Here is a 20,403-nt window from a genome sequence, read left to right on the forward strand (position 1 = left end):
CATTAATTGGTCTTCAAAAGTTCGCGCGCGACGATGAGTTTCTGAACTTCCGTCGCACCTTCATAGATGCGAAGCGCGCGGATCTCCCGATAGAGTTTTTCCGTTATCTCGCCCGATTTCACGCCACGTCCGCCAAAGAGCTGAACGGCGCGGTCGATGACGCTTTGCGCGGTTTCCGTCGCCGTCATCTTGGCCATGGCGGCTTCGCGCGTCGTCGGCAAGCGCTGCACGTCACGACGCCAGGCCGCCCGGTAGGTGAGCAGTGCCGCCGCGTCGATGCCGGTCGCCATATCGCCGAGGGCGGCCTGCGTCAACTGAAGGTCGGCAAGGGCTGCGCCGAACATCGGACGTGAGCGTGCATGGGTAAGCGATTCATCGAGCGCGCGGCGGGCAAAGCCGAGGCCGGCAGCGGCGACCGAGGCGCGAAAGATATCCAGCGTGCGCATGGCGATCTTGAAACCTTCGCCTGACGCGCCGAGGCGGCGGGAAGCGGGAATGCGGCAATTATCGAAACGGATCGTCGCCAGCGGATGCGGCGCAATGACCTCGATGCGCTCGGCAATCGAGAAACCGGGATCGTCGGCAAAGACGACGAAGGCCGAGATGCCGCGGGTTCCCGGCGCTTCGCCGGTGCGCGCGAAGACGGTGTAGATATCGGCAATGCCGCCATTGGAAATCCAGGTCTTCTCGCCGTCGAGAATATAGTGATCGCCATCGGAGCGGGCAGCGCAGCTCATCGCGGCGACATCGGAGCCGGCGTCCTTTTCCGACAGCGCAAAGGCGGCGAGCCATTCGCCGGAGCGCACCTTGGGCAGAACGGCTGAACGCAATTCGAGCGAACCGGAGAGGCCGATGGCGCCCGTGCCGAGCCCCTGCATGGCAAAGGCGAAATCGGCAAGGCCGTCATGCCAGGCCAGCGTTTCACGGGCGAGGCAGACCATGCGGGAATCGATCAGCGGTTCGTTGTCGGAAGACCCAGCGGCGGCGGTCAAAAGCCCGGCTTCGCCCAGCGCCTTGACCAGCTTTCGGCATGTGCCGTCGACATCGGCATGATCGATCGAAGCCATGACGCCGGATTTCGCGAAGGCGTCGACTTCGGCGGCGAAACGGTGGTGGCGGTCTTCGAAGAAGGGCCAATCCAGATGATCGCGGGTCGGGCCGGCGAGGCTGCTTGCCGTGGACATCTCCTCAATCCCCCTGGAATTCCGGCTGCCGCTTGGCGGCGAAAGCCTCGAAGGCGCGGCGGAAATCCTGCGTCGCCATGCAGATCGCCTGCGCCTGCGCTTCGGATTCGATCATTTCATCGATGCCCATCGCCCATTCCTGGTTCAGCATGGTCTTGGTCATGCCGTGGGCGAACCACGGACCGTCGGCCAGTGAGCGGGCGAGCTTGAGCGCTTCGCTTTCAAGCTCGGCACTGGCGTGCAAACCATTATAGAAGCCCCAGGCCTGTCCTTCCGCCGCTGTCATCGATCGGCCGGTAAAGAGAAGCTCGGCGGCGCGGCCCTGGCCGATGATGCGGGGAAGGATGCCACAAGCGCCCATATCGGCACCGGCAAGGCCGACACGGGTGAAGAGGAAGGCAGTCTTTGCCTCGGACGTCGCGAGCCTTAGATCGGAGGCCATGGCGAGGATGGCGCCGGCGCCGGCGCAGATGCCATCGACTGCCGAGATGATCGGCTGAGGGCATTTGCGCATCGCCTTGACGAGATCGCCGGTCATGCGCGTGAAGGCCAGAAGCTCGGGCATCGCCATGCGCGTCAGCGGCTCGATGATCTCGAAGACATCGCCACCGGAGGAGAAATTGCCACCCGCGCCAGTCAGAACGATGGCGCGGATATCGGAGGCATAGGCGAGATCGCGGAACAGATCGCGCAGCTCTGCATAGCTGTCGAAGGTCAGCGGATTCTTACGTTCCGGGCGGTTCAGGCGGATGGTGGCGACGCGGCCGTCTTCGCTGACATCCCAGAGGAAATGCTCAGGCTTATAATCCTTGAAAGGTCTCAGATGTCCCTTCATCGTCATGTCCTGATCGCTCATTCCTCAAATCTCCCCACCGGCAACCGCGATTGCCTGTCCATTGATCGATGCCGCAGCCGGCGAGGCCAGCCAGAGCACGGTGTCGGCAACTTCTTCCGGCTTGATCAGCCGTCCTTGCGGATTGGATTTCGTGAATTCGCCGAGTGCCTGTTCGGCCGTGCGCCCGGTCTTGGCGACGATCGTCTCGATCGAGCGCTGGATGATCGGCGTATCGGTGAAACCGGGGCAGACGGCGTTGACGGTGATGCCGGTTTTCGCCAGTTCCAGCGCCAGCGAGCGGGTGAGGCCGACGACGCCATGCTTGGCGGCGACGTAGGCCGAGACGTAGCCATAGCCCTTCAGGCCGGCCGTCGAGGCGATATTGATGATGCGCGCGCCGGAGCCGTGGGCTTTCAGGTCGGGAAGGGCAGCCTGCGTCACCACGAAAACGCCTGTGAGGTCGACCGAGAGGACGTGGTTCCAGGCCTCAAGGCTTGTCTTCTCGAAGGGCGCGCTCGGCGCTTCCCCGGCATTGTTGACGAGGATATCGACGGGGCCGAATGTTTCGCGTGCCTTGGCAAGGCCTTGGGCAACGGCGTCTGTGCTGGTGACATCGAAGCCATCGACCACGAATGCCTGGGCGCCGATTTCGGCGGCAACCGCTTCCAGCGGCTCGCGGCGGCGACCGGCTAGGCTGACGCGTGCGCCCTCGGCGGCGAGCGCCTTGGCGATCGCGGCACCGATGCCGCTGCCGGCCCCGGTGACGAGGGCGTGACGGCCGGCGAGTTTGCCCGAAGTCGTCATTTCATCCTCACTTCGCTGGAGCGGTTGTGGCCGCACGGGCGAGGTTGGTTTCATACTGCGTCTTGCCGGAAAGATATTGCTTTGGCCAGGGAATGGAAGTCAGACCGATCTTGGCGGCTTCATGCAGCGACCAGGCCGGATCGGCCAGATGCGGGCGGGCGATGGCGCAGAGATCGGCGCGACCGGCGGCGATGATCGAATTGGCGTGGTCGGCCTCGGAGATCGCGCCAACGGCAATCGTCGGGATGCCGATCTCGTTGCGGATCTTGTCGGAGAACGGCGTCTGGAACAGGCGGCCGTAGACGGGCTTTTCCTGTTTCGAGACCTGGCCTGAGGAGCAGTCGATCAGGTCGGCGCCGGCTTCCTTGAACATGCGCGCGAAGATCGCCGCATCTTCCGGCGTGTTGCCGCCATCGGTCCAATCATGGCAGGAGAGGCGAACCGAGATCGGCTTGTCCGCCGGCCAGATGGCGCGCATCGCTCGAAAGATTTCAAGAGGGTAGCGAGCGCGGTTCTCATGGCTGCCGCCATACTCGTCGTCGCGCAGATTGGTCAGCGGCGACAGGAAGCTCGACAGCAGATAGCCGTGGGCGCAATGCAGTTCCAGCCAGTCGGCCCCGGTCTCGATCGCGAGTTCCGTCGAGCGGATGAAATCGGCCTTGACGCGCTCCATGTCAGCGCGATCCATGGCCTTCGGCACCTGGCTGTTCTTGAGGTAGGGGACTGATGATGCCGAAATCAGCGACCATTCGCCTTCGGAGAGCGGCTGGTCGATGCCTTCCCAGGCAAGCTTCGTCGCGCCCTTGCGGCCGGCATGGCCGAGCTGTATGCCGACTTTGGCGGCGCTGTTCGTGTGAACGAAGTCGACGAGGCGCTTCCATTGCGCGACCTGCTCCTCGTTCCAAAGGCCAAGACAGCCGGGAGTGATGCGGGCGTCCGGTGTGACGCAGGTCATTTCCGCGAAGATCAGCCCTGCGCCTCCAAGCGCGCGAGAGCCGAGATGGACGATGTGGAAATCGTTCATCACGCCATCTTCGGCCGAGTACATCGCCATCGGAGACATGACGATGCGGTTGACGAGCTGGACATCGCGCAGCCGGTAGGGCGTGAACATCGGCGGCAGGCAGCGATCGTTGCCGACATCGAGGCCGGATTTTTCGGCGAACCAGCGCTCATAGCCTTCGAGCCAGGTCTTGTCGCGCAGCCGCAGATTTTCATGGCTGATGCGCTGCGAGCGGGTCAACATCGAATACATGAATTGCGGCGCTTCGAGCGTATCGGCATAGCGGCGCCCAACGACCTCGAACCATTCCATCGCGTTGCGGGCGGCATTCTGGATGCGGGCGACATCGACGCGGCGGATTTCCTCGTAGGTTTCGAGGACGGCCGGTATCTTGTCTTTCTCATGCCCGTGGATCTGAAATTGCCGCGTCAGCTCGATGGCGTCATCGATGGCAAGCTTGGTGCCGGAGCCGATGGCGAAATGGGCGGTGTGGGCGGCATCGCCCATCAGCACGACATGGGAATTGCCGTTGAAATGGCTCCACTTGCCGCAGATCAAGCGGTTGAAGTTCAACCATGCCGAGCCGCGGATGTGGCGGGCATTGGTCATCAGCGAAGCGCCGTCGAGCACTTCGGAGAACAGGTTTTCGCAGAAGGCGATGGAGCCGTCCTGGTCCATCTTGTCGAGGCCGTGGGCAAGATAGGCCTCTTCCGTCGTCTCGACGATGAAGGTCGAAGTCTTGTCGTCGAACTTGTAGATATGCGCCTGGAACCAGCCGTGATCGGTGCGGCGGAAATCGAAGGTGAAGGCGTCGAAAAGCTTGTTGGTGCCGAGCCAGATATAGCGGTTCGGCCGGGTGATCATGTCAGGCCGGAAGACTTCCGGATAATGATTGCGGATCTTGGAATTGAGGCCGTCCGAGCCGATGACCAGATCGGCGTCCGGATAGTCGAGATCGGAATTGACCTCCGTTTCGAAGATCAGCTCGACTCCGAGCGCCTCGCAGCGGCGTTGCAGAATGTTCAAAAGCTTCTTACGGCCGATGCCGACAAAGCCGTGGCCAGACGTGCGCTGGCGGGTGCCCTTGAACAGGACTTCGATATCGTCCCAATGGTTGAAGGCATCCTCGATCTCGGCGGCACTTTCCGGATCCCATTCCCGCATCGATACCATGGTCGCGTCGGAGAAGACGACACCCCAGCCGAAGGTGTCATAGGGGCGGTTGCGCTCGACGACGCGGATGGAGTGCTCGGGATGGAGCTTCTTCATCAGAAGCGCGAAGTAAAGCCCTGCGGGGCCGCCGCCGATACAGACGATGCGCATCGCTTTCCCTCCTCGTTCGGCTGGAGCCGAGCTCAAAATAATTTAAGTTTAAAATATCTTGTTGGAGCCATTCGTCAAGGCTTTTCCTGCTCCGATATGCGGCCTGTAGGCACCCACAATAGCAGGAAAATCGAAAATAGCTCTTTCAAATCAATCGGAAATCAAAAATAGTTTAGGCTTAAAATTTCTTGCTTGAACATTGCAGCCTTCGGTGCGATCTTTTTTAGCAATGCCACATGCGTCGCGGGGAAACGGCCGTCGTGGCGATTGATCGATAAGAATGCGGGAGCAAGGCAATGCTGGGACCGACCGGTCATACCGATACATTCACGCGAGACAATCTGCCGCCTTTCGACGAATGGCCCGAGCTGCGGATGGAGGGTTTCGACTATCCGGAATGGCTGAATGCCGGCTTCGAACTCAGCGACCGTATGGTCGAAAAGGGTTTTGCCGATCACGTGGCCCTGATCGGCAACGGCCGCCGCCGCACCTACAAGGAACTGGCGGATTGGACCAATCGCATCGCCCATGCGCTTGTCGAGGATTTCGATGTGAAGCCGGGCAATCGCGTTCTTATCCGCTCCGGCAACAATCCTGCCATGATCGCCTGCTGGCTGGCGGTGACGAAGGTCGGCGCCGTCGCCGTCAATACCATGCCGATGCTGCGGGCGGGCGAACTTTCGAAGATCATCGACAAGGCGGAAATCTCGCTGGCGCTTTGCGATACCAGGCTGCTGGAGGAGCTCGTCTCGGTGGCCAAGGACAGCCATTTCCTGAAGCAGGTGATCGGCTTCGACGGTACCGCCAATCATGACGCCGAACTCGATCGGATCGCGCTCAACAAGCCCGTTCGCTTCGAACCGGTCAAAACCGGGCGGGATGATGTGGCGCTGCTCGGCTTCACCTCGGGCTCGACGGGTGTGCCGAAGGCGACGATGCATTTCCATCGCGATATCCTGATCATCGCCGACGCCTATGCCAAGGAAGTCCTGCAGGTGACGCCCGACGACGTCTTCATCGGCTCGCCGCCGATCGCCTTCACCTTCGGCCTCGGGGGTCTGGTCGTCTTTCCGCTGCGCTTCGGCGCATCGACGGCGCTATTGGAAAACGCTTCTCCGAAGAACATGGTCGAGATCATCCAGGAGTACGGCGCAACCATCAGCTTCACCGCACCGACGGCCTATCGCGCCATGCTGGCAGCGATGGAAGAGGGAGCGGATCTCTCCTCGCTTCGGGTCGCGGTTTCCGCCGGCGAGACGCTGCCGGAGCCGATCTTCGAGGAGTGGACGCGCAAGACCGGCAAGCCGATCCTTGATGGCATCGGCTCGACCGAGATGCTGCATATCTTCATCTCCAATCATCTCTCCGATGCCAGGCCGAACTGCACGGGCAAGCCGCTGAGAGGCTATGAGGCTCGCGTGGTCGATGACGAGATGAACGAGGTTCCGCGCGGCATGATCGGCAAACTCGTTGTTCGCGGACCGATCGGCTGCCGCTATCTCGCCGACCACAGACAGGCCGACTACGTGCGCGACGGCTGGAATGTGACCGGCGACAGTTTCATTCAGGATGAGGAAGGCTATTTCCATTTTGCGGCGCGTTCCGACGACATCATTCTTTCGGCCGGTTACAATATTGCCGGACCAGAAGTGGAGGCAGCGCTTCTTTCGCATGCCGACGTGCTTGAATGCGCTGTCATCGGCAAGCCGGACGAGGAGCGGGGCCATATCGTGCAGGCCCATGTCGTCCTGGCACCCGGTGTCACCGGCTCGGATCTGCTGGTCAAGACGCTGCAGGATCACGTCAAGGCCGTCATCGCGCCATACAAATATCCGCGCTCCATCGTCTTCGTCGAAGCCTTGCCGAAGACGGAATCCGGCAAGATACAGCGCTTCCGCCTGCGAAACTGAAGATACCGGTCAGGAGACGCCTCGCTTCATTTACCCGGATCCTTCGGGCTCCACAGCACGGTTTTGGCATCTTTTTCGTAAGCCATGCCTCTGGGATAGCTGATGGCCTCGAACTGGAGGCCCCACGGTGCCTGGAAATAAAGGATCGACTGGCCAGCTGCCGGACCGTCTGTGATTGAGAGCGGCCCCAGCCGGGTCGCAACGTTCCTGCTGTCCAAATAAGCCTTTGCTGCATCAATGTCGTCCACATAGAGCGAGATATGAAACGCGCCGATATCGCTGTTTTTCTGCTTGAGGTCTCGCTGATCGGGCGCGGAATATTCGAACAGTTCAATGTTCGATCCGAAACCGCATCGCACCTGGGTTATCTGCTTGATTTGAGCCTTGGGATCGACACCAAGCAGATCGGTCATGAATGTGCCCTTATCGTCGGCAAACGGGCCGAATGACATGATGACCTCGCAGCCGAGCACGTTCTCGAAGAAGTCGATTGCCTGCTTCATATCCGGTACCGTCAATCCCGTATGATCGTGACCACGAAGACCGGGCAGGCCCGCAGTCTTTGTTGCTGCTGAAACAGGATCCTTCATCGGGTTTTCCCTTTCCATATGTCGATGTTGTTGCAGTCTCGCTGGCGCCTGCGTCGCAAGCCCGAGCTTTGCGACCCGATCAGGCGACCTTCATGCGTCGGACCCTTCCATCAGGCTTTCGCGGCCGAGCCAGTGCGGGTCGACTTCCGGCAGGGGGATGGCGTCCAGCAGCATGCGGGTATAGGCGGAAGCGGGTGCGGTGAAGACGCGCTCGCAATCGCCTTCTTCTTCGACGCGACCGTTGCGCATGACGTAGACGCGGTCGCAGATGGCACGGATGACGGAGAGATCGTGGCTGATGAAGGCCATGGAGAGGCCGAGATCGCGCGAAAGCTCCTTCAGCAGATTGAGAACCTGTGCCTGGGTCGACACGTCGAGGCCGGAGACGATCTCGTCGGCGAGTACGAAATCCGGCTTCAGCAGAGCGGCGCGCGCGATGCCGATGCGCTGGCGCTGGCCACCCGAGAGTTCATGCGGATTGCGGTCGAGGCATGCCTGAGGCAGCGTCACCCGTTCGAGAATTGCGGCAACCTGCCGCTCGGCTTCTTTCCGGTCCGCAGCCAGCCGATGCAGCAGTAACGGCTCGGCGAGGATGCGGCGGATCGTGTGGCGCGGATTGAGCGAGGCCATCGGGTCCTGAAAGATCATCTGCATGCGGCGGCGTAGCGGCCGCATCTCTGAATCGGGCAGATGCGTGATGTCTCGGCCATCGAAATGAATGCTGCCTGCCGTCACATCGACCAGCCGCAGCAGTGCGCGGCCGAGGGTCGTCTTGCCCGAGCCGCTTTCGCCGACAATGCCGATGGTTTCGCCGCGGCGGATATCGATATCGACACCGTGCAGCACCTTGATGCCAAGGCCTGGTGGTCCGAAAAGATGCCGTTTGGCGCCATAGGTGACCTCGATGCCCCTGGCTGACACAAGATGATCGGAATTGCTCATCGACCGCCCTCCGAAATGCCGATTTCGCGGCGCAGTTGCTCGAAGACGGCCTGCGGAACCGGGGTCAACCCGGCATCCGGCCGGTCGTAGCGTGGGCCGGCCGATAGCAATGATTTCGTGTAGATGTGCTTGGGATGCGCCAGCACGTCGCTCGTGCGTCCCTGCTCGATGACCTTGCCGGCATAGAGCAGGGTCACGCTGTCGCAGATCTGGGCGACGACGCCGAGATCGTGGGTGACGAAGATGACGGCGGTGCCGTGCGCCTCCTGCAGGCCGCGGATCAGCCGCAGGATCTGCTTTTGCACGGTGACGTCGAGCGCGGTGGTCGGCTCGTCGGCGACCACCAGTTTCGGCTCCAGCGCGAAGGCGGCGGCGATCAGAATGCGCTGGCGCATACCGCCGGACAATTCGTGGGGATAGGCGCGCAATACACGCTCGGGATCGCGGATATGGACTTCTTCCAGCAGCTTCAGCGCGCGCCGCCGTGCATCGCCCGATGACATACCCCGTTTCAACCGCAAGCCATCGGTCAGCTGCGCTTCGATGCGCCGGCCGGGATTGAGGGCCGTCTGCGGGTCCTGCGGGATCAATGAGATCTCGCTGCCCATGATGTCTCGCAATTCCCTCGCGGAGAGAGCGAGAAGGTCGCGGTTCTCGAAGAGGATCGAGCCGCTTGTGATGCGGACGCTGCGCGGCAGGATGCCGAGCAGGGCCTTGGCAATGGTGGACTTTCCGGCACCGCTTTCGCCGACGAGTCCGCGCACTTCACCGCGTTCCAGCATTAGGGAAACATCGCGCAGGATCGGGGCGCCGCCGTCGCGATCGGATATGGCGCTGAGGCCGGTCATGGAGAGGAGTGGAGATGTCATCGACGCATTACCGGATCGAGGGCGCGGCGCAGGCCGTCACCGAGTTGATTGAAGGCAAGCACCGTCGCAAAGAGTGCGAGCAGCGGTACGACGAGCACCCACCAGCCTTGGTAGATCATTTGCCGCCCTTCGGCGATCATGCCGCCCCAGGTCGGCGTATCGGAGGAGACCGACAGGCCGACAAAGGACAGGATGGCTTCGACGATGACGGCTATGCCCATTTCCAGGCTGACGAGGGCGATCAGCACCGGCGTCACATTGGGCAGGATTTCGCTGAAGAGGATTCTGGCCCGCGAAAAGCCGATCGTGTGGGCGGCGGTCACATAATCCATCCGCGCCTGCGCCTGCGTTTCCGAGCGCACGACACGGCAGAAGCGCGTCCAGTCGATGATGGCGATGGCCGCGATGACCGAATGCACGCCGGAGCCGAAGACGGCGACGAGCAGGATCGATAGAAGCACAGGCGGGAAGGCCATCCAGATATCGACGAGGCGGGAGATCGCCTTGTCGACCCAGCCGCCATACCAGCCGGCGAGAAGGCCGAGCAGGGTGCCGATCAAGGCCGCGAGCCCAGCCGCGACGAAGGCGACCGTGAGTGCGATGCGTGTGCCGAAGATGGCGCGCGAGAGCACGTCGCGGCCGAGATCGTCGGTGCCGAGCAGGAAGCCCGGATCGGAACCCTCGATCCATGCCGGCGGCAGAGTGCCGGACATCAGATCCTGCTCGAGTGGATCCTTCGGTGCGATGTAAGGAGCGAAGATCGCAAGGATCAGGAGGATGAGAATGAAGCCGCCGCCGAAGATCACCTTCGGCTCGGAAAGCAGCGCGAGAATGCGTTTCGTCATTCTGGAAGGCGGGCGCGACATGGCGGGCGAGGTGACATCAGCCATGGGCGAGCCTCGGATTGAAGGCCGCGACCAGGAGATCGACTGCCAGATTGACGAGAATGAAGAGAGCGCCAAAAACCAGCACCAATCCCTGAATCAGCGGCAGGTCGCGATTGATGACGGCATCGATCGCCATATTGCCGATGCCGGGATAGGCGAAGATGCGCTCGACGATGACGGTGCCGCCGATCAGGAAAGTGAATTGCACGCCGGTCAGCGCGATCGTCGGGCCGACGGCATTGCGTAGCGCCTCCTGCAGCACCAGCCGCGGCTCGGACATGCCTTTGAGCTTGGCGAGCAGAATATAGTCCTGCACCATGGCCTCGGAGAGGGCGGCCTTCAACACGCGGGCGATGATGGCCGCCAGCGGCAGGCCGAGCGCCAGGACCGGCATGACCATATGGGCGCAGATGTCCGTGAAGATACCGAAGCGAAACGTTGCAAGGCTTTCAATGAGGTAGAAGGGGGTCGCGAATTGTGCGTCGATACTCGGATCGATGCGTCCGGAGAGTGGGAAAAGCGGAAAAAGAACGCCGAGGACAAGGACCAGCGCCAGCGCCCAGACAAAATCCGGAACAGCCAGGAAAAGGCCGTTCAGGCTGTCGATCACAGGTTCGAAAATCGTGCGGCGGACAAGCATGCCGATGATCGCGACCGCGCCGCCGAGAAGCACCGCTAGGACCAGCGCGGCAAAGGAAAGCTCCAGAGTTGCGGGGAGGCGCTCTCCCAACAGGGACAACACATCGCGTTTCAGGGAGATCGATGTTCCGAAATCGCCCGTCAGAACCGATTTCAGCCAGAGCCAGAATTGCATGGTCAGGCTTGCATCGAGCCCGTAATGGGCGCGCAGCGCGGCGATATCGGCGGGGCTTGCACCCGGCGAGATCATCATCGCGATCGGATCTCCTGGCACGACGCGCAGCAGGACGAAGACGATCACCGCCACTCCGAAGAGGGTGATCGCGGCCATGATCAGCCGGTTCAATATGGAGACTGCTATCATGCGTTTTGAGTTCCGATCGCATGTGCTGACTGTAACATGGAGAGTACAGGCCCCTCATCCGGCCTATCGGCCACCTCTCCCCGTTTTCACGGGAGAAGGGGATTGAAGCACCCACAGCCTTCCTTCCGAGCGTCTTTCCAGACGAGGGTACAAAGGTCGTCCCCTCTCCCCGTCAAAACGGGGAGAGGGCTAGGGTGAGGGGCAGCCACATACTCAAACCCGACGCATCAAGCCTTCGACACCAGCGTCGGCTGCAGGGCGCCGGAGACGTTCGGCGTGACCTTGAGGCTCGATTTATAGACGATCGGCTGGGCATATTGCAGCAGCGGGATCACATAGCCCTGTTCGGCGATGTATTTGATCGCCGCTTTCCAGCCGGCAATGCGCTTCGCCTCGTCCTTTTCCACCCAGAGCGGGCCCAGCATGTCGTCGACATCCTTGGTCTTCCAGGCCGAGTGCGGCGAGGGGCCGAACATGGCGAAGCCGGTCGAGGTCGTGGGATCGCCGATGGCGTTGCCCCAGTTGTAGAAGGCGGCCGGGCCGAGCTGGTGGGCGGCGCGCAGCTCGTAATGCTTGGCGATTTCGTAGACTTCGATATCAGCCTCGATTCCGACCTTGCGCCACATGCCGACGATCGCCTGGATCATCTCGTAATCCTTCGGCTTGAAGCCGCGGGTCGTCTTGATGGCGAATTTCACCGGCTTTTCCGGCGAATAGCCGCTGGCGGCGAGAAGCTTCTTGGCCTGTTCCGGATCATACGGGATTTCGACAGACGCGTCGTAGGCCTCATATTCCGGCGCTTCCAGCGTCGATAGCGGCTTGCCGTAGCCGCGCAGCAGCCGCTTGATGATCGCTTCCTTGTCGATCGCCATATTGGCGGCGAGGCGGACATTCTTGTCGAGCATCGGGTCGACATTGCTGATGAAGATCATGCCGATATCGGAGATCGGGGTGGCGACGCCCGCAAGACCGGACTTCTTCTTCAGCCGGTCGAAATCCTCATAGGGGATTTCCAGCGTCACGTCGGACGAACCGGATTCGATTTCGGCGACGCGGCTGGTCGTATCCGGCACGAACTTGAAGATGACGGTATCGAAGGCCGGCTTGCCGCCGAAATAGTTCGGGTTCGCCTTCAGGCGCAGATAGGAATTGCCTTCATAGGCATCGACCATATAGGGGCCGGTGCCGATCGGCTTCTTTTCGAAGCCCTGCGCGCCCACCTTGGTATAATAATCTTTCGGCAGGACATAGCCTGTCAGGAAGGCCATCCATTTGAAATAGGTCGGCTCGAAACGGACGACATCGCCGGTGATGCGGTTGCCTTCCACCTTGTAATTGTTCGCGGTCGACCAGATGAACTGGATCGGATTGCCGGTGTCCTGCTTGGCGGCGCGCTCCAGCGACCAGACGACATCATCCGGCGTGAACTTGGAGCCGTCGTGCCAGGTCACACCTTCGCGAACGTCCATCCAGACCTTGGTCTTGTCATCGTTCCAGCCCCAGGCCGTCAAAAGGCCCGGCTGGAACTTCAGGTCCGGTCCCTGGCCGATATACTGATCGAAGATCGAGCGATAGATCGCCTGGATCGTCGGATTAACGGCCGACGGGCCTGTCGTCGGATCGAAAGAGGGCAAATTGACGTTGAAAGCGATGGTCAGTGTGCCGGCTTCCGCTGCTTCCACAGGCGTTCTGCCGGCTAAAATCCCAGTCATGAATGCGGCTGCTCCGAGGCTCAGGGCCTCGCGCCGAGTAAGCGTTGTCATGGTCACTCCGTTCCCCTGTTAAGCGACAGAAAAGCATGACGCCCAACTGCCGCTGGCGATTTATTGTCGGAATGTTTTAATCTTAAAATACATATTTTGGAGCGGCAAGCGCTTTCTCTGGTGCTTCCGTAAAATCCCGGTCCGCAATTCTATTCGGCTTCACATGTCCGCATAATTTTATGCATACGCATATATCTGAGTGCAACGGAGATATTCGAGTCAACAATATCGACTGGCGACAGCGTATTGCTGCACGGCCGATATCGCAAAATGATGCGGCGGTATCGCATAAATGTTCGTTGACAGTTCAAGGAAGTTCAAAATATGATTTTGCAAATGATTTAAAACAAGCCCACAAGGGCAAAGGGGTAACGTCATGGCCGAGCGATCGTTTGCGCGCGAGGTCGAGGATCTGAAGCTCGGGGAAGGCGATATCTTCCGCGGCGAGGGTATTCTCGCGATCACCAAGGCACTTCTGCAGTCCGGTGTTTCCTATGTCGGAGGCTATCAGGGCTCGCCGATCTCCCATCTCATGGACGTGCTGGCAGACGCCAAGGACGTGATGCAGGATCTGGGCGTCCATTTCGAGACGTCGGCCTCGGAGGCTGCTGCTGCTGCCATGCTCTCCGCCTCCGTCATGTATCCGGTGCGCGGCGCCGTCACCTGGAAATCGACGGCGGGCACCAATGTCGCCTCCGATGCGCTTTCCAACCTGTCTTCGGGCGGGGTGACCGGCGGCGCGCTCATCATTATCGGCGAGGATTATGGCGAGGGTTCCTCGATCATGCAGGAGCGCAGCCATGCCTATGCGATGAAATCGCAAATGTGGCTGCTCAATCCGCGCCCGAACCTGCCGTCGATCGTGCAGGCGGTGGAAGAGGGCTTCGAGCTTTCGGAAGTGTCGAACACGCCGGTCATGCTTCAGGTCGGCATCCGCAGCTGTCATGTCCACGGCCAGTTCGTCGCCAAGGATAATAAGCGGCCGGCTTATACGCTGAGGCAGGCGCTGGAAAATCCGGTTCGCGACGTCAACCGTATAGTGCTGCCGCCCGCATCCTTCATGCATGAGAAGGAAAAGCTGGAGAAGCGCTGGCCGGCTGCTGTCGATTTCATCAGGAAGCGCCAGCTGAACGAGTATTTCGGCCCCTCGGAAGGCGATGTCGGCATTATCCTGCTTGGCGGCATGTATAATGGCGTGCTGCGCGCGCTGCAGCAGCTTGGACTTGCCGATGTCTACGGCAATTCCGCCGTGCCGCTTTATGTCTTGAATGTCGCCTATCCGCTTGTCGATGACCAGATCGCCGAATTCTGCGCTGGCAAGAAGGCCGTGTTGATGGTGGAAGAGGGCGCGCCCGAATATATCGAGCAGTCGCTGAATACCATCCTGCGCCGCCGCGATATCCAGACCAAGGTGGCTGGCAAGGACGTGCTGCCGATGGGCGGCGAATATACCGCGCCCGTATTGATGAAGGGCATCAAGAATTTCCTGGAGGTCCATCAACGCGTGCTGCTCGGCAACCAGCCGCCGCTGCCGGATCCGACGCCTGTTCTCAACGACCCGAAGATCAAGGCTCTAGCCGAAGTCGTGCCGCCACGCCCGCCCGGCTTCTGTATCGGCTGTCCGGAGCGGCCGATCTTCGCTGCCATGAAGATGGTGGAGAGCGAACTCGGCCAGCATCACATATCAGGCGATATCGGCTGCCACCTCTTCTCGATCCTGCCGCCCTTCAATATCGGCAGTACGACCATGGGCTATGGGCTCGGGCCGGCAGCCGCCTCGGCCTTCAATGTTGCGGCCGATAAGCGGGTAATCTCCGTCATGGGCGATGGCGGCTTCTGGCACAACGGGCTTGCGACGTCGGTCGGCAATGCCGTCTTCAACAAGCAGGACGGCGTCATCCTCGTTGTCGACAACTATTACTCGGCGGCGACCGGCGGGCAGGACATACCGTCTTCGCGCGCCCTCAATCCGCGCCGCAAGACCAACAATTCCATCGTCAATGCCGTCGAGGGTATCGGCGCGACCTGGGTGCGCCAGATCGACCGGACCTATGATGTCGCCAAGATGCGCGACACGCTGCGCGAGGCTCTGACCTCGAAGGAACCGGGGCCGAAGATCATCGTTGCTTCCTCAGAATGCATGCTCAACAAGCAGCGCCGCGTGAAGCCGCAGTTTGCCAAGGCTGTCAAGGACGGCAAGCGCATGGTCAAGGAGCGCTTCGGCGTGGACGAGGATGTCTGCACCGGCGATCACGCCTGCATCCGCCTTTCCGGCTGTCCTTCGTTGTCGGTCAAACTTACCGACGACCCGCTGAAGGACGATCCGGTGGCGGCGATCGACAATAATTGCGTGGGATGCGGTAATTGCGGCGAGGTCTCGGAGGCGGCGGTGCTCTGTCCCTCCTTCTATCGGGCCGACATCATCCATAACCCGACGGGTTGGGATCGCTTCGTTGCCCGCATGCGCTCCAGCATCATCGGCTGGCTGCAGGCGCGTCGCCGCGCCGGCCGCATCGTCTTTTCAGATTGAGAGGGCGAGATGAACGAGCATGTGAGCATGAGTGATCTCGGCGTCGCCAGGCTTTCGACAGCCAAGCCGCTGTCGCTTGCCATCCTTGCCATGGGTGGGCAGGGCGGCGGCGTCCTGGCCGATTGGATCGTTGGACTTGCGGAAGCCGAAGGTTGGATGGCGCAGACGACCTCCGTGCCGGGCGTTGCCCAGCGTACCGGTGCGACGATCTATTATATCGAGATGCTGCCGGCCAAGGATGGCCACGCGCCGATCTTTTCGCTGATGCCGACGCCGGGCGATGTCGATGTCGTCATGGCGGCCGAGTTGATGGAGGCTGGCCGCTCTGTGTTGCGCGGCTTGGTCACGCCGGACAAGACGCTGCTGATCGCCTCGACGCACCGCTCCTTTGCGGTTGCGGAAAAGGAAAAGCCGGGCGATGGCATCGGCAATGCCGAGGTGGTGGTCGACGCTACGGATTTCGCCGCCAAGCGCACCATCGCCTTCGATATGGAAACGATGGCCGTTAGGAACGGCAGTGTGATTTCGGCTTCCATGTTCGGCGCTCTGGCCGGCTCAGGTGCGCTGCCGTTCGGCAAGCAGGCTTTCGAAGCGATGATACGCGCCGGCGGCAAGGGCATCGAGCCTAGCCTGAAGGCATTCAACGCCGCCTTTGAGCGTGTCAAGGAGAAGCCGCGCGATGCGGTTTCCGCAACGCCGCCGAAGCATTTCGATGCTCTGCCCGAGACGGCCGGTCATCCGGCTCTGGATCGGCTGGTCAATCGCATCCGCTCGGAATTTCCGGAAGTTGCCTGGCCGCTGCTGTTTGCCGGCGTCAAGAGGCTGACCGATTATCAGGACCCGGCCTATGCCGATGAGTATTTGAGCCGTGTCGCGGCACTTCATGAGCTGGATCGCAAGGCCGGCGGCGCGAACAGGGATTTCGCCTTCACCGTGCAGGCGGCGAAGTATGTCGCCGTCGCCATGGCTTATGACGATGTCATCCGCGTTGCCGATCTGAAGGTGCGCGGTTCCCGCTTCGAGCGCGTTCGTAAGGAAGTCGGCGCCAAGGACGACCAGATCGTCTACATGACCGAATACATGCATCCGCGCATGGATGAAGTCTGCGGCACCATGCCGAAGGCGATGGGTCTCTGGATCGAAAGCCGGCCGCGCCTGTTTGCGCGGCTCGACCGCTTCATCAACAAGGGACGCCGCGTTCAGACCGGCACGCTGTTCTGGTTCCTCAGCCTCTATATGGTCTCGGCATTGCGCCGTATCCGTCGCGGCACGCTGCGTCATGCGCGAGAGGTCGAGCATCGCGAGGCCTGGCTTGCTGCGGCCTCCAATCTGCTGGCCGTGAATTACGATCTCGCCGTCGAAGTGCTCGGTAACCGCCGCCTCGTCAAAGGCTATTCCGATACGCATGCGCGCGGGCTGTCGAAGTTCGATCGGGTCATGTCGGCGCTGCCGATGCTGCGTGACCGCGAGGATGGTGCCGCCTGGATGCGGCGGCTCCGGCAGGCGGCACTACTGGACGAGAAGGGTGTAGCGCTTGATGGGGCGCTGAAGACTGTAGAGACGCTATGAGACGGGGTCAATCACCCGCCCTCGTGATTCGAGGCTCCGGTCCGATGGACCTGCGCACCTCACCATGAGGACTGATCTTTTTCGCTTGGTCGGGCAACTCTCTCCACCTCATGGTGAGGTGCTCTGACGTCAAAGCCGCAGCGTAGACGGCAGGGCCTCGAACCACGAGGTGGCCGCGGCCCCCGATCTCCTCAGATCTCGTGCTTCCTGATATTGTGCAGCACCTTGTGCAGGGTCGAGATGAAGGTGCGGTATTCGGCTTCGTCGACGCCGTCGAACATCTGCAGGAATAGGTCGTACATGGTCGGCCAGACCTTCTCGAAGGCTGCGCGGCCTTCCTCGGTGATCGAGACATCGCGGATGCGCATGTCTTCGGCGCGCGGCTGACGGCGGATATAGCCCTGCTGCTCGAGCGAGTCCAAAGTGCGGCTCATCGTCGATTGTTCCGTGACGGCAAAGACGGAGAGTTCGTTGATGGTGACGCTGGAGGAGACGCTGAGGACGGCAAGCGCGCGCATCTTCGCGGTCGTCATGTCGTATTCGCGCAGCTCTTCCGAAAGGTTGGCATTCCAGCGGGCCATCAGCCGGTTCATCAAATAGGGTGCGAAGTGATTGAGGCCGATTTCGCCCATGGTCGGGCGCTTTGCGTTCTCATCCCGCTTGCGCCTCAAAACGGTGCCTGAAAACCGTTCTTCCATCGACGATATTCCTCCGGAAACGTGTTACTTCAGCGACGATGCGAGCAGGAAGCCGGAGCCCCCACCGAGGCCGGCACCGGGATGCACCGAAGCACCGATGTGGTAGAGGCCTGGTATGTGGGTGCGGTGGTTAACAGATGACTTGAGGGGACGCCAGATGAAAAACTGGTCGAGGCCGCAATAGCCTCCATAGGGGTCGCCGCCGACAAGGTTCATGTTCATCGCTTCCAGATCACCCGGGGAATAAGCGCGGCGCGCGAGCTTGATGCTTGCAAAATTCTCGATATGGTGCGCAAGCAGGGCTTCGATGCGGTCGGCGTAGCGCTCGCGCACCTCCTCTGTCCAGCGGCCGTCCTCCGGCGTTTCGATCTCGCCCGCGGCATCGCCCTTGATGTGGCGCGGCGCTTCGGGAAGCTGCAGCCAGAGGATCGATTTGCCATCCGGCGCGCGGCTGGGGTCGAGCGCGATGGGCTGGCCGACGCAGACGGTGGGCTCGGCAGGCAATAGGCCGCGCTCGCATTCGTTGGCGGCGCGCGAGACGCCGTCGAGGCCCGGGGTCAGATGCAGCAGCGCTACCTTGCCGAGCTCGGCATCGGCTTTCCAGCGCGGCGGCTCGGAAAGGGCGTAATGGATCTGCATGTCGCCCTTGCCATAGCGATAGCCGGCGACGCCGGATTTTATCTCGGCCGGCAGCGAATCCGGCCAATCTCCCATCAGCCGCTCGTAGAGCTGGTTGGGGGTCACGGAACAGATCACTCCGGCTTTCGCTCTTAATATCTCGCCATCTACGAGGCGCACGCCGCCGGCGCGGCGGTTGGGGCCTGGAACGATCGCCTCGACTTCGGCACTCACACGGATTTCGCCGCCATCATCGGCAATCAGCCGTTCGAAGGCGGCCAGCAGTTTCGCGGCTCCGCCTTTGACGATCGGGGCGCCGCCCAGCTCCAGCGCAAAGCCGATGACCTTCAGCATCTCGGCGGAATAGGCGCTTTCGGGGCCTAGGCCGCAGTGAAGTACCCAAGGCGCCCAGAGGGCGTGGATATCCTCTGATTTGTAGCTGGTTTCGAGATAGCCGCGCGCTGGTGTCAGGGCCTCGCCAAACCACGCAGCCAGTTTCCGCAGCCCGCGGCTCCAGCCTTGCTTTGCAACAGTCTTCAGCGTCGATCTGGACCACAACGCACCGCCAAGCAGGGAAAACAGGAATGGCGCGTCGGCGGCAAGGGCCTCCATCTCGCGGGAGAAGGTTTGTCCGTCACCGAGCGACAACTCGTCGAAGGTGGCGATATTTCGCTGCCTGTTCTTGGAAAAGATCACATGCGAACCGTTGGGTCGCAGCACGCCTGTGGGAAGCTCGGCATGAGCAAATTCCAGGCCTCGCGCCTCGAGATCCTTACCGATGGCGCCATAGGCCGGCGAAGTGAGGAACAGCACCATGGTCGTTGCCATGACGTCATGGATGAAGCCGGGTTCGGTGATCTCTTCGGTGCGCAGGCAACCGCCGATGCGGTCGTTGCGCTCGAGGACGAGCACCTTGTGGCCTTTTTTGCCGAGCATCGCGGCTGCGACGAGCGCATTGATGCCGCTGCCGACGACGATGTAATCATGATCGCCCATTGCCGCTGCCCCTCATAGGCAAGATGAACGAAAGGGCCGAAGCCCGCCGGGCTCCGGTCCTTTCAGACTATCATGCAATCAATGCCAGTGCACGAACCGGCGAACCGGTGCCCTTGACGAATTTCAGCGGAGCGGCAATCAGCACGGCGCCCTTGGCGGGAAGCTGGTCGAGGTTTGAGAGACTGGCGAGGCCATAGCGGTTGGCCTTGTGCATGAGGTTGTGCGCCGGGAAGGGCGGGTTCATGCCACCGGCCGAGCCGGCATCGGTGCCGATCGTTTCCGAACCCCAGCCGATGACCCCCTTGCTCAGCAGATATTCGATCGCCTCGGCCGTCGGGCCGGGAGAGTGGGGGCCGTTCTCATCGGCATTCAGGAAGGTCTCGGTCGAACCGTTGCGCTTGTACCAGTCGGTGCGCAGCAACACCCAGCTGCCGGCCTCTATCGCGCCGTTCTCAGCTTCCCATTCCTTGATGCTGTCGACCGTCAGCAGATAGTCGGGGTCGGCGGCTGCTTCCTTGGAGCGATCGATGACATTGACCGGAGCAACGAAATTCTGCGGCGGGATGGTGTCGGTCGTATTATTCGGATTGTCCTTGCCGGTGATCCAGTGGCAGGGTGCATCGAAATGCGTGCCGGTATGCTCGCCGAGTTCCAGCCAGTTCCACGCCCAGAAAGGGCCGTCCTGGTTATATTCGGAAATCTGGTGCACCTTGACCGACGGCGTATTCTTGCCGAACTGCGGCGGCAGGTAGAGCACCGGAGTATCCGGGCCGAGCGGCGCCGTGAGATCGACGACCTTGACGGAGCCCGAAAGCAGGGCCGAGGCGAGGCTGGCGAGTGTGGTAGCGGTCATGTTTTCGAGTTCCCCTTGTTGTCGCA

General features: G+C 61.3%; 16 protein-coding genes. 3 read left to right on the forward strand and 13 right to left on the reverse strand.

Annotated elements, in window-relative coordinates:
- Positions 1-2: 2 nt before the first annotated feature.
- The 4 genes from FHT84_RS12935 to FHT84_RS12950 are packed head-to-tail and all read right to left on the reverse strand — an operon-like array spanning position 3 to position 5,149.
- Positions 3-1,184 (reverse strand): acyl-CoA dehydrogenase family protein, encoded by a 1,182-nt coding sequence (locus tag FHT84_RS12935; protein WP_112340522.1) that lies wholly within the window; start codon positions 1,182-1,184, stop codon positions 3-5.
- Positions 1,185-1,188: 4 nt separating this feature from the next.
- Positions 1,189-2,040, reverse strand: a complete 852-nt coding sequence (locus tag FHT84_RS12940; RefSeq protein WP_112340521.1) for an enoyl-CoA hydratase family protein — start codon at positions 2,038-2,040, stop codon at positions 1,189-1,191.
- A gap of 3 nt (positions 2,041-2,043) precedes the next feature.
- Positions 2,044-2,823 carry an SDR family NAD(P)-dependent oxidoreductase gene (locus FHT84_RS12945; protein ID WP_112340520.1) on the reverse strand — a complete coding sequence of 260 codons (780 nt, stop codon included), beginning with the start codon at positions 2,821-2,823 and terminating at the stop codon, positions 2,044-2,046.
- Between the two features lie 7 nt (positions 2,824-2,830).
- Entirely contained in the window at positions 2,831-5,149 is a 2,319-nt protein-coding gene (locus FHT84_RS12950; protein ID WP_183762784.1) for a bifunctional salicylyl-CoA 5-hydroxylase/oxidoreductase, read from the reverse strand.
- Positions 5,150-5,445: 296 nt separating this feature from the next.
- Between FHT84_RS12950 and FHT84_RS12955 the strand changes: the two genes are divergently transcribed.
- Positions 5,446-7,059, forward strand: coding sequence for an AMP-binding protein (locus FHT84_RS12955; protein ID WP_183762787.1), 1,614 nt, complete (start codon positions 5,446-5,448; stop codon positions 7,057-7,059).
- A 26-nt stretch (positions 7,060-7,085) separates the two neighbouring features.
- On the opposite strand, the gene FHT84_RS12960 is transcribed toward FHT84_RS12955, so the two are convergent.
- The 6 genes from FHT84_RS12960 to FHT84_RS12985 all read right to left on the reverse strand — a co-directional run bounded on the left by FHT84_RS12960 (position 7,086) and on the right by FHT84_RS12985 (position 13,113).
- Positions 7,086-7,649 carry a VOC family protein gene (locus tag FHT84_RS12960; protein ID WP_183762790.1) on the reverse strand — a complete coding sequence of 188 codons (564 nt, stop codon included), beginning with the start codon at positions 7,647-7,649 and terminating at the stop codon, positions 7,086-7,088.
- Positions 7,650-7,739: 90 nt separating this feature from the next.
- Positions 7,740-8,591 carry an ATP-binding cassette domain-containing protein gene (locus tag FHT84_RS12965; RefSeq protein ID WP_183762793.1) on the reverse strand — a complete coding sequence of 284 codons (852 nt, stop codon included), beginning with the start codon at positions 8,589-8,591 and terminating at the stop codon, positions 7,740-7,742.
- Entirely contained in the window at positions 8,588-9,460 is an 873-nt protein-coding gene (locus FHT84_RS12970; protein WP_183762796.1) for an ABC transporter ATP-binding protein, read from the reverse strand. The genes FHT84_RS12965 and FHT84_RS12970 overlap by 4 nt, the downstream gene beginning before the upstream one ends.
- Positions 9,457-10,350: an ABC transporter permease gene (locus FHT84_RS12975; RefSeq protein WP_183762799.1), complete on the reverse strand. Its 894-nt coding sequence runs from the start codon at positions 10,348-10,350 to the stop codon at positions 9,457-9,459. Before FHT84_RS12975 ends, FHT84_RS12970 begins: the two co-directional genes overlap by 4 nt.
- A complete protein-coding gene (locus tag FHT84_RS12980) occupies positions 10,343-11,350 on the reverse strand; it encodes an ABC transporter permease (RefSeq protein WP_183762801.1) in 1,008 nt (335 codons plus the stop codon). Before FHT84_RS12980 ends, FHT84_RS12975 begins: the two co-directional genes overlap by 8 nt.
- 227 nt (positions 11,351-11,577) lie before the next feature.
- Positions 11,578-13,113, reverse strand: coding sequence for an ABC transporter substrate-binding protein (locus FHT84_RS12985; RefSeq protein ID WP_145644533.1), 1,536 nt, complete (start codon positions 13,111-13,113; stop codon positions 11,578-11,580).
- 376 nt (positions 13,114-13,489) lie between these two features.
- On the opposite strand from FHT84_RS12985, the gene FHT84_RS12990 reads away from it, so the two are divergent.
- The gene (locus FHT84_RS12990) at positions 13,490-15,643 is read left to right on the forward strand and encodes an indolepyruvate ferredoxin oxidoreductase subunit alpha (RefSeq protein ID WP_183762804.1); all 2,154 of its coding nucleotides are present in this window, start codon (positions 13,490-13,492) and stop codon (positions 15,641-15,643) included.
- A 9-nt stretch (positions 15,644-15,652) separates the two neighbouring features.
- Complete coding sequence (locus FHT84_RS12995; RefSeq protein WP_183762807.1) at positions 15,653-17,212, forward strand: indolepyruvate oxidoreductase subunit beta family protein; 1,560 nt, start codon at positions 15,653-15,655, stop codon at positions 17,210-17,212.
- Positions 17,213-17,403: 191 nt separating this feature from the next.
- Here FHT84_RS12995 and FHT84_RS13000 read toward each other — a convergent pair whose 3' ends face one another.
- The 3 genes from FHT84_RS13000 to FHT84_RS13010 all read right to left on the reverse strand — a co-directional run bounded on the left by FHT84_RS13000 (position 17,404) and on the right by FHT84_RS13010 (position 20,377).
- A complete protein-coding gene (locus FHT84_RS13000; protein WP_112340509.1) occupies positions 17,404-17,910 on the reverse strand; it encodes a MarR family transcriptional regulator in 507 nt (168 codons plus the stop codon).
- Positions 17,911-17,934: 24 nt separating this feature from the next.
- Positions 17,935-19,524 (reverse strand): NAD(P)/FAD-dependent oxidoreductase, encoded by a 1,590-nt coding sequence (locus tag FHT84_RS13005; RefSeq protein ID WP_183762810.1) that lies wholly within the window; start codon positions 19,522-19,524, stop codon positions 17,935-17,937.
- Positions 19,525-19,594: 70 nt separating this feature from the next.
- Positions 19,595-20,377, reverse strand: coding sequence for a cyclase family protein (locus tag FHT84_RS13010; protein ID WP_183762813.1), 783 nt, complete (start codon positions 20,375-20,377; stop codon positions 19,595-19,597).
- Between the last annotated feature and the right edge of the window lie 26 nt (positions 20,378-20,403).

It is taken from the genome of Rhizobium sp. BK289 (genome assembly GCF_014193575.1).
GTDB classification, from domain to species: domain Bacteria; phylum Pseudomonadota; class Alphaproteobacteria; order Rhizobiales; family Rhizobiaceae; genus Rhizobium; species Rhizobium tropici_C.

What these genes read in the sequence shown, in the direction of transcription:
- FHT84_RS12935 (WP_112340522.1), bottom strand. Translation starts at nt 1,184, where the DNA reads ATGTCCACGGCAAGCAGCCTCGCCGGCCCGACCCGCGATCATCTGGAT.
- FHT84_RS12940 (WP_112340521.1), bottom strand. Translation starts at nt 2,040, where the DNA reads ATGAGCGATCAGGACATGACGATGAAGGGACATCTGAGACCTTTCAAG.
- FHT84_RS12945 (WP_112340520.1), bottom strand. Translation starts at nt 2,823, where the DNA reads ATGACGACTTCGGGCAAACTCGCCGGCCGTCACGCCCTCGTCACCGGG.
- FHT84_RS12950 (WP_183762784.1), bottom strand. Translation starts at nt 5,149, where the DNA reads ATGCGCATCGTCTGTATCGGCGGCGGCCCCGCAGGGCTTTACTTCGCG.
- FHT84_RS12955 (WP_183762787.1), top strand. Translation starts at nt 5,446, where the DNA reads ATGCTGGGACCGACCGGTCATACCGATACATTCACGCGAGACAATCTG.
- FHT84_RS12960 (WP_183762790.1), bottom strand. Translation starts at nt 7,649, where the DNA reads ATGAAGGATCCTGTTTCAGCAGCAACAAAGACTGCGGGCCTGCCCGGT.
- FHT84_RS12965 (WP_183762793.1), bottom strand. Translation starts at nt 8,591, where the DNA reads ATGAGCAATTCCGATCATCTTGTGTCAGCCAGGGGCATCGAGGTCACC.
- FHT84_RS12970 (WP_183762796.1), bottom strand. Translation starts at nt 9,460, where the DNA reads ATGACATCTCCACTCCTCTCCATGACCGGCCTCAGCGCCATATCCGAT.
- FHT84_RS12975 (WP_183762799.1), bottom strand. Translation starts at nt 10,350, where the DNA reads ATGGCTGATGTCACCTCGCCCGCCATGTCGCGCCCGCCTTCCAGAATG.
- FHT84_RS12980 (WP_183762801.1), bottom strand. Translation starts at nt 11,350, where the DNA reads ATGATAGCAGTCTCCATATTGAACCGGCTGATCATGGCCGCGATCACC.
- FHT84_RS12985 (WP_145644533.1), bottom strand. Translation starts at nt 13,113, where the DNA reads ATGACAACGCTTACTCGGCGCGAGGCCCTGAGCCTCGGAGCAGCCGCA.
- FHT84_RS12990 (WP_183762804.1), top strand. Translation starts at nt 13,490, where the DNA reads ATGGCCGAGCGATCGTTTGCGCGCGAGGTCGAGGATCTGAAGCTCGGG.
- FHT84_RS12995 (WP_183762807.1), top strand. Translation starts at nt 15,653, where the DNA reads ATGAACGAGCATGTGAGCATGAGTGATCTCGGCGTCGCCAGGCTTTCG.
- FHT84_RS13000 (WP_112340509.1), bottom strand. Translation starts at nt 17,910, where the DNA reads ATGGAAGAACGGTTTTCAGGCACCGTTTTGAGGCGCAAGCGGGATGAG.
- FHT84_RS13005 (WP_183762810.1), bottom strand. Translation starts at nt 19,524, where the DNA reads ATGGGCGATCATGATTACATCGTCGTCGGCAGCGGCATCAATGCGCTC.
- FHT84_RS13010 (WP_183762813.1), bottom strand. Translation starts at nt 20,377, where the DNA reads ATGACCGCTACCACACTCGCCAGCCTCGCCTCGGCCCTGCTTTCGGGC.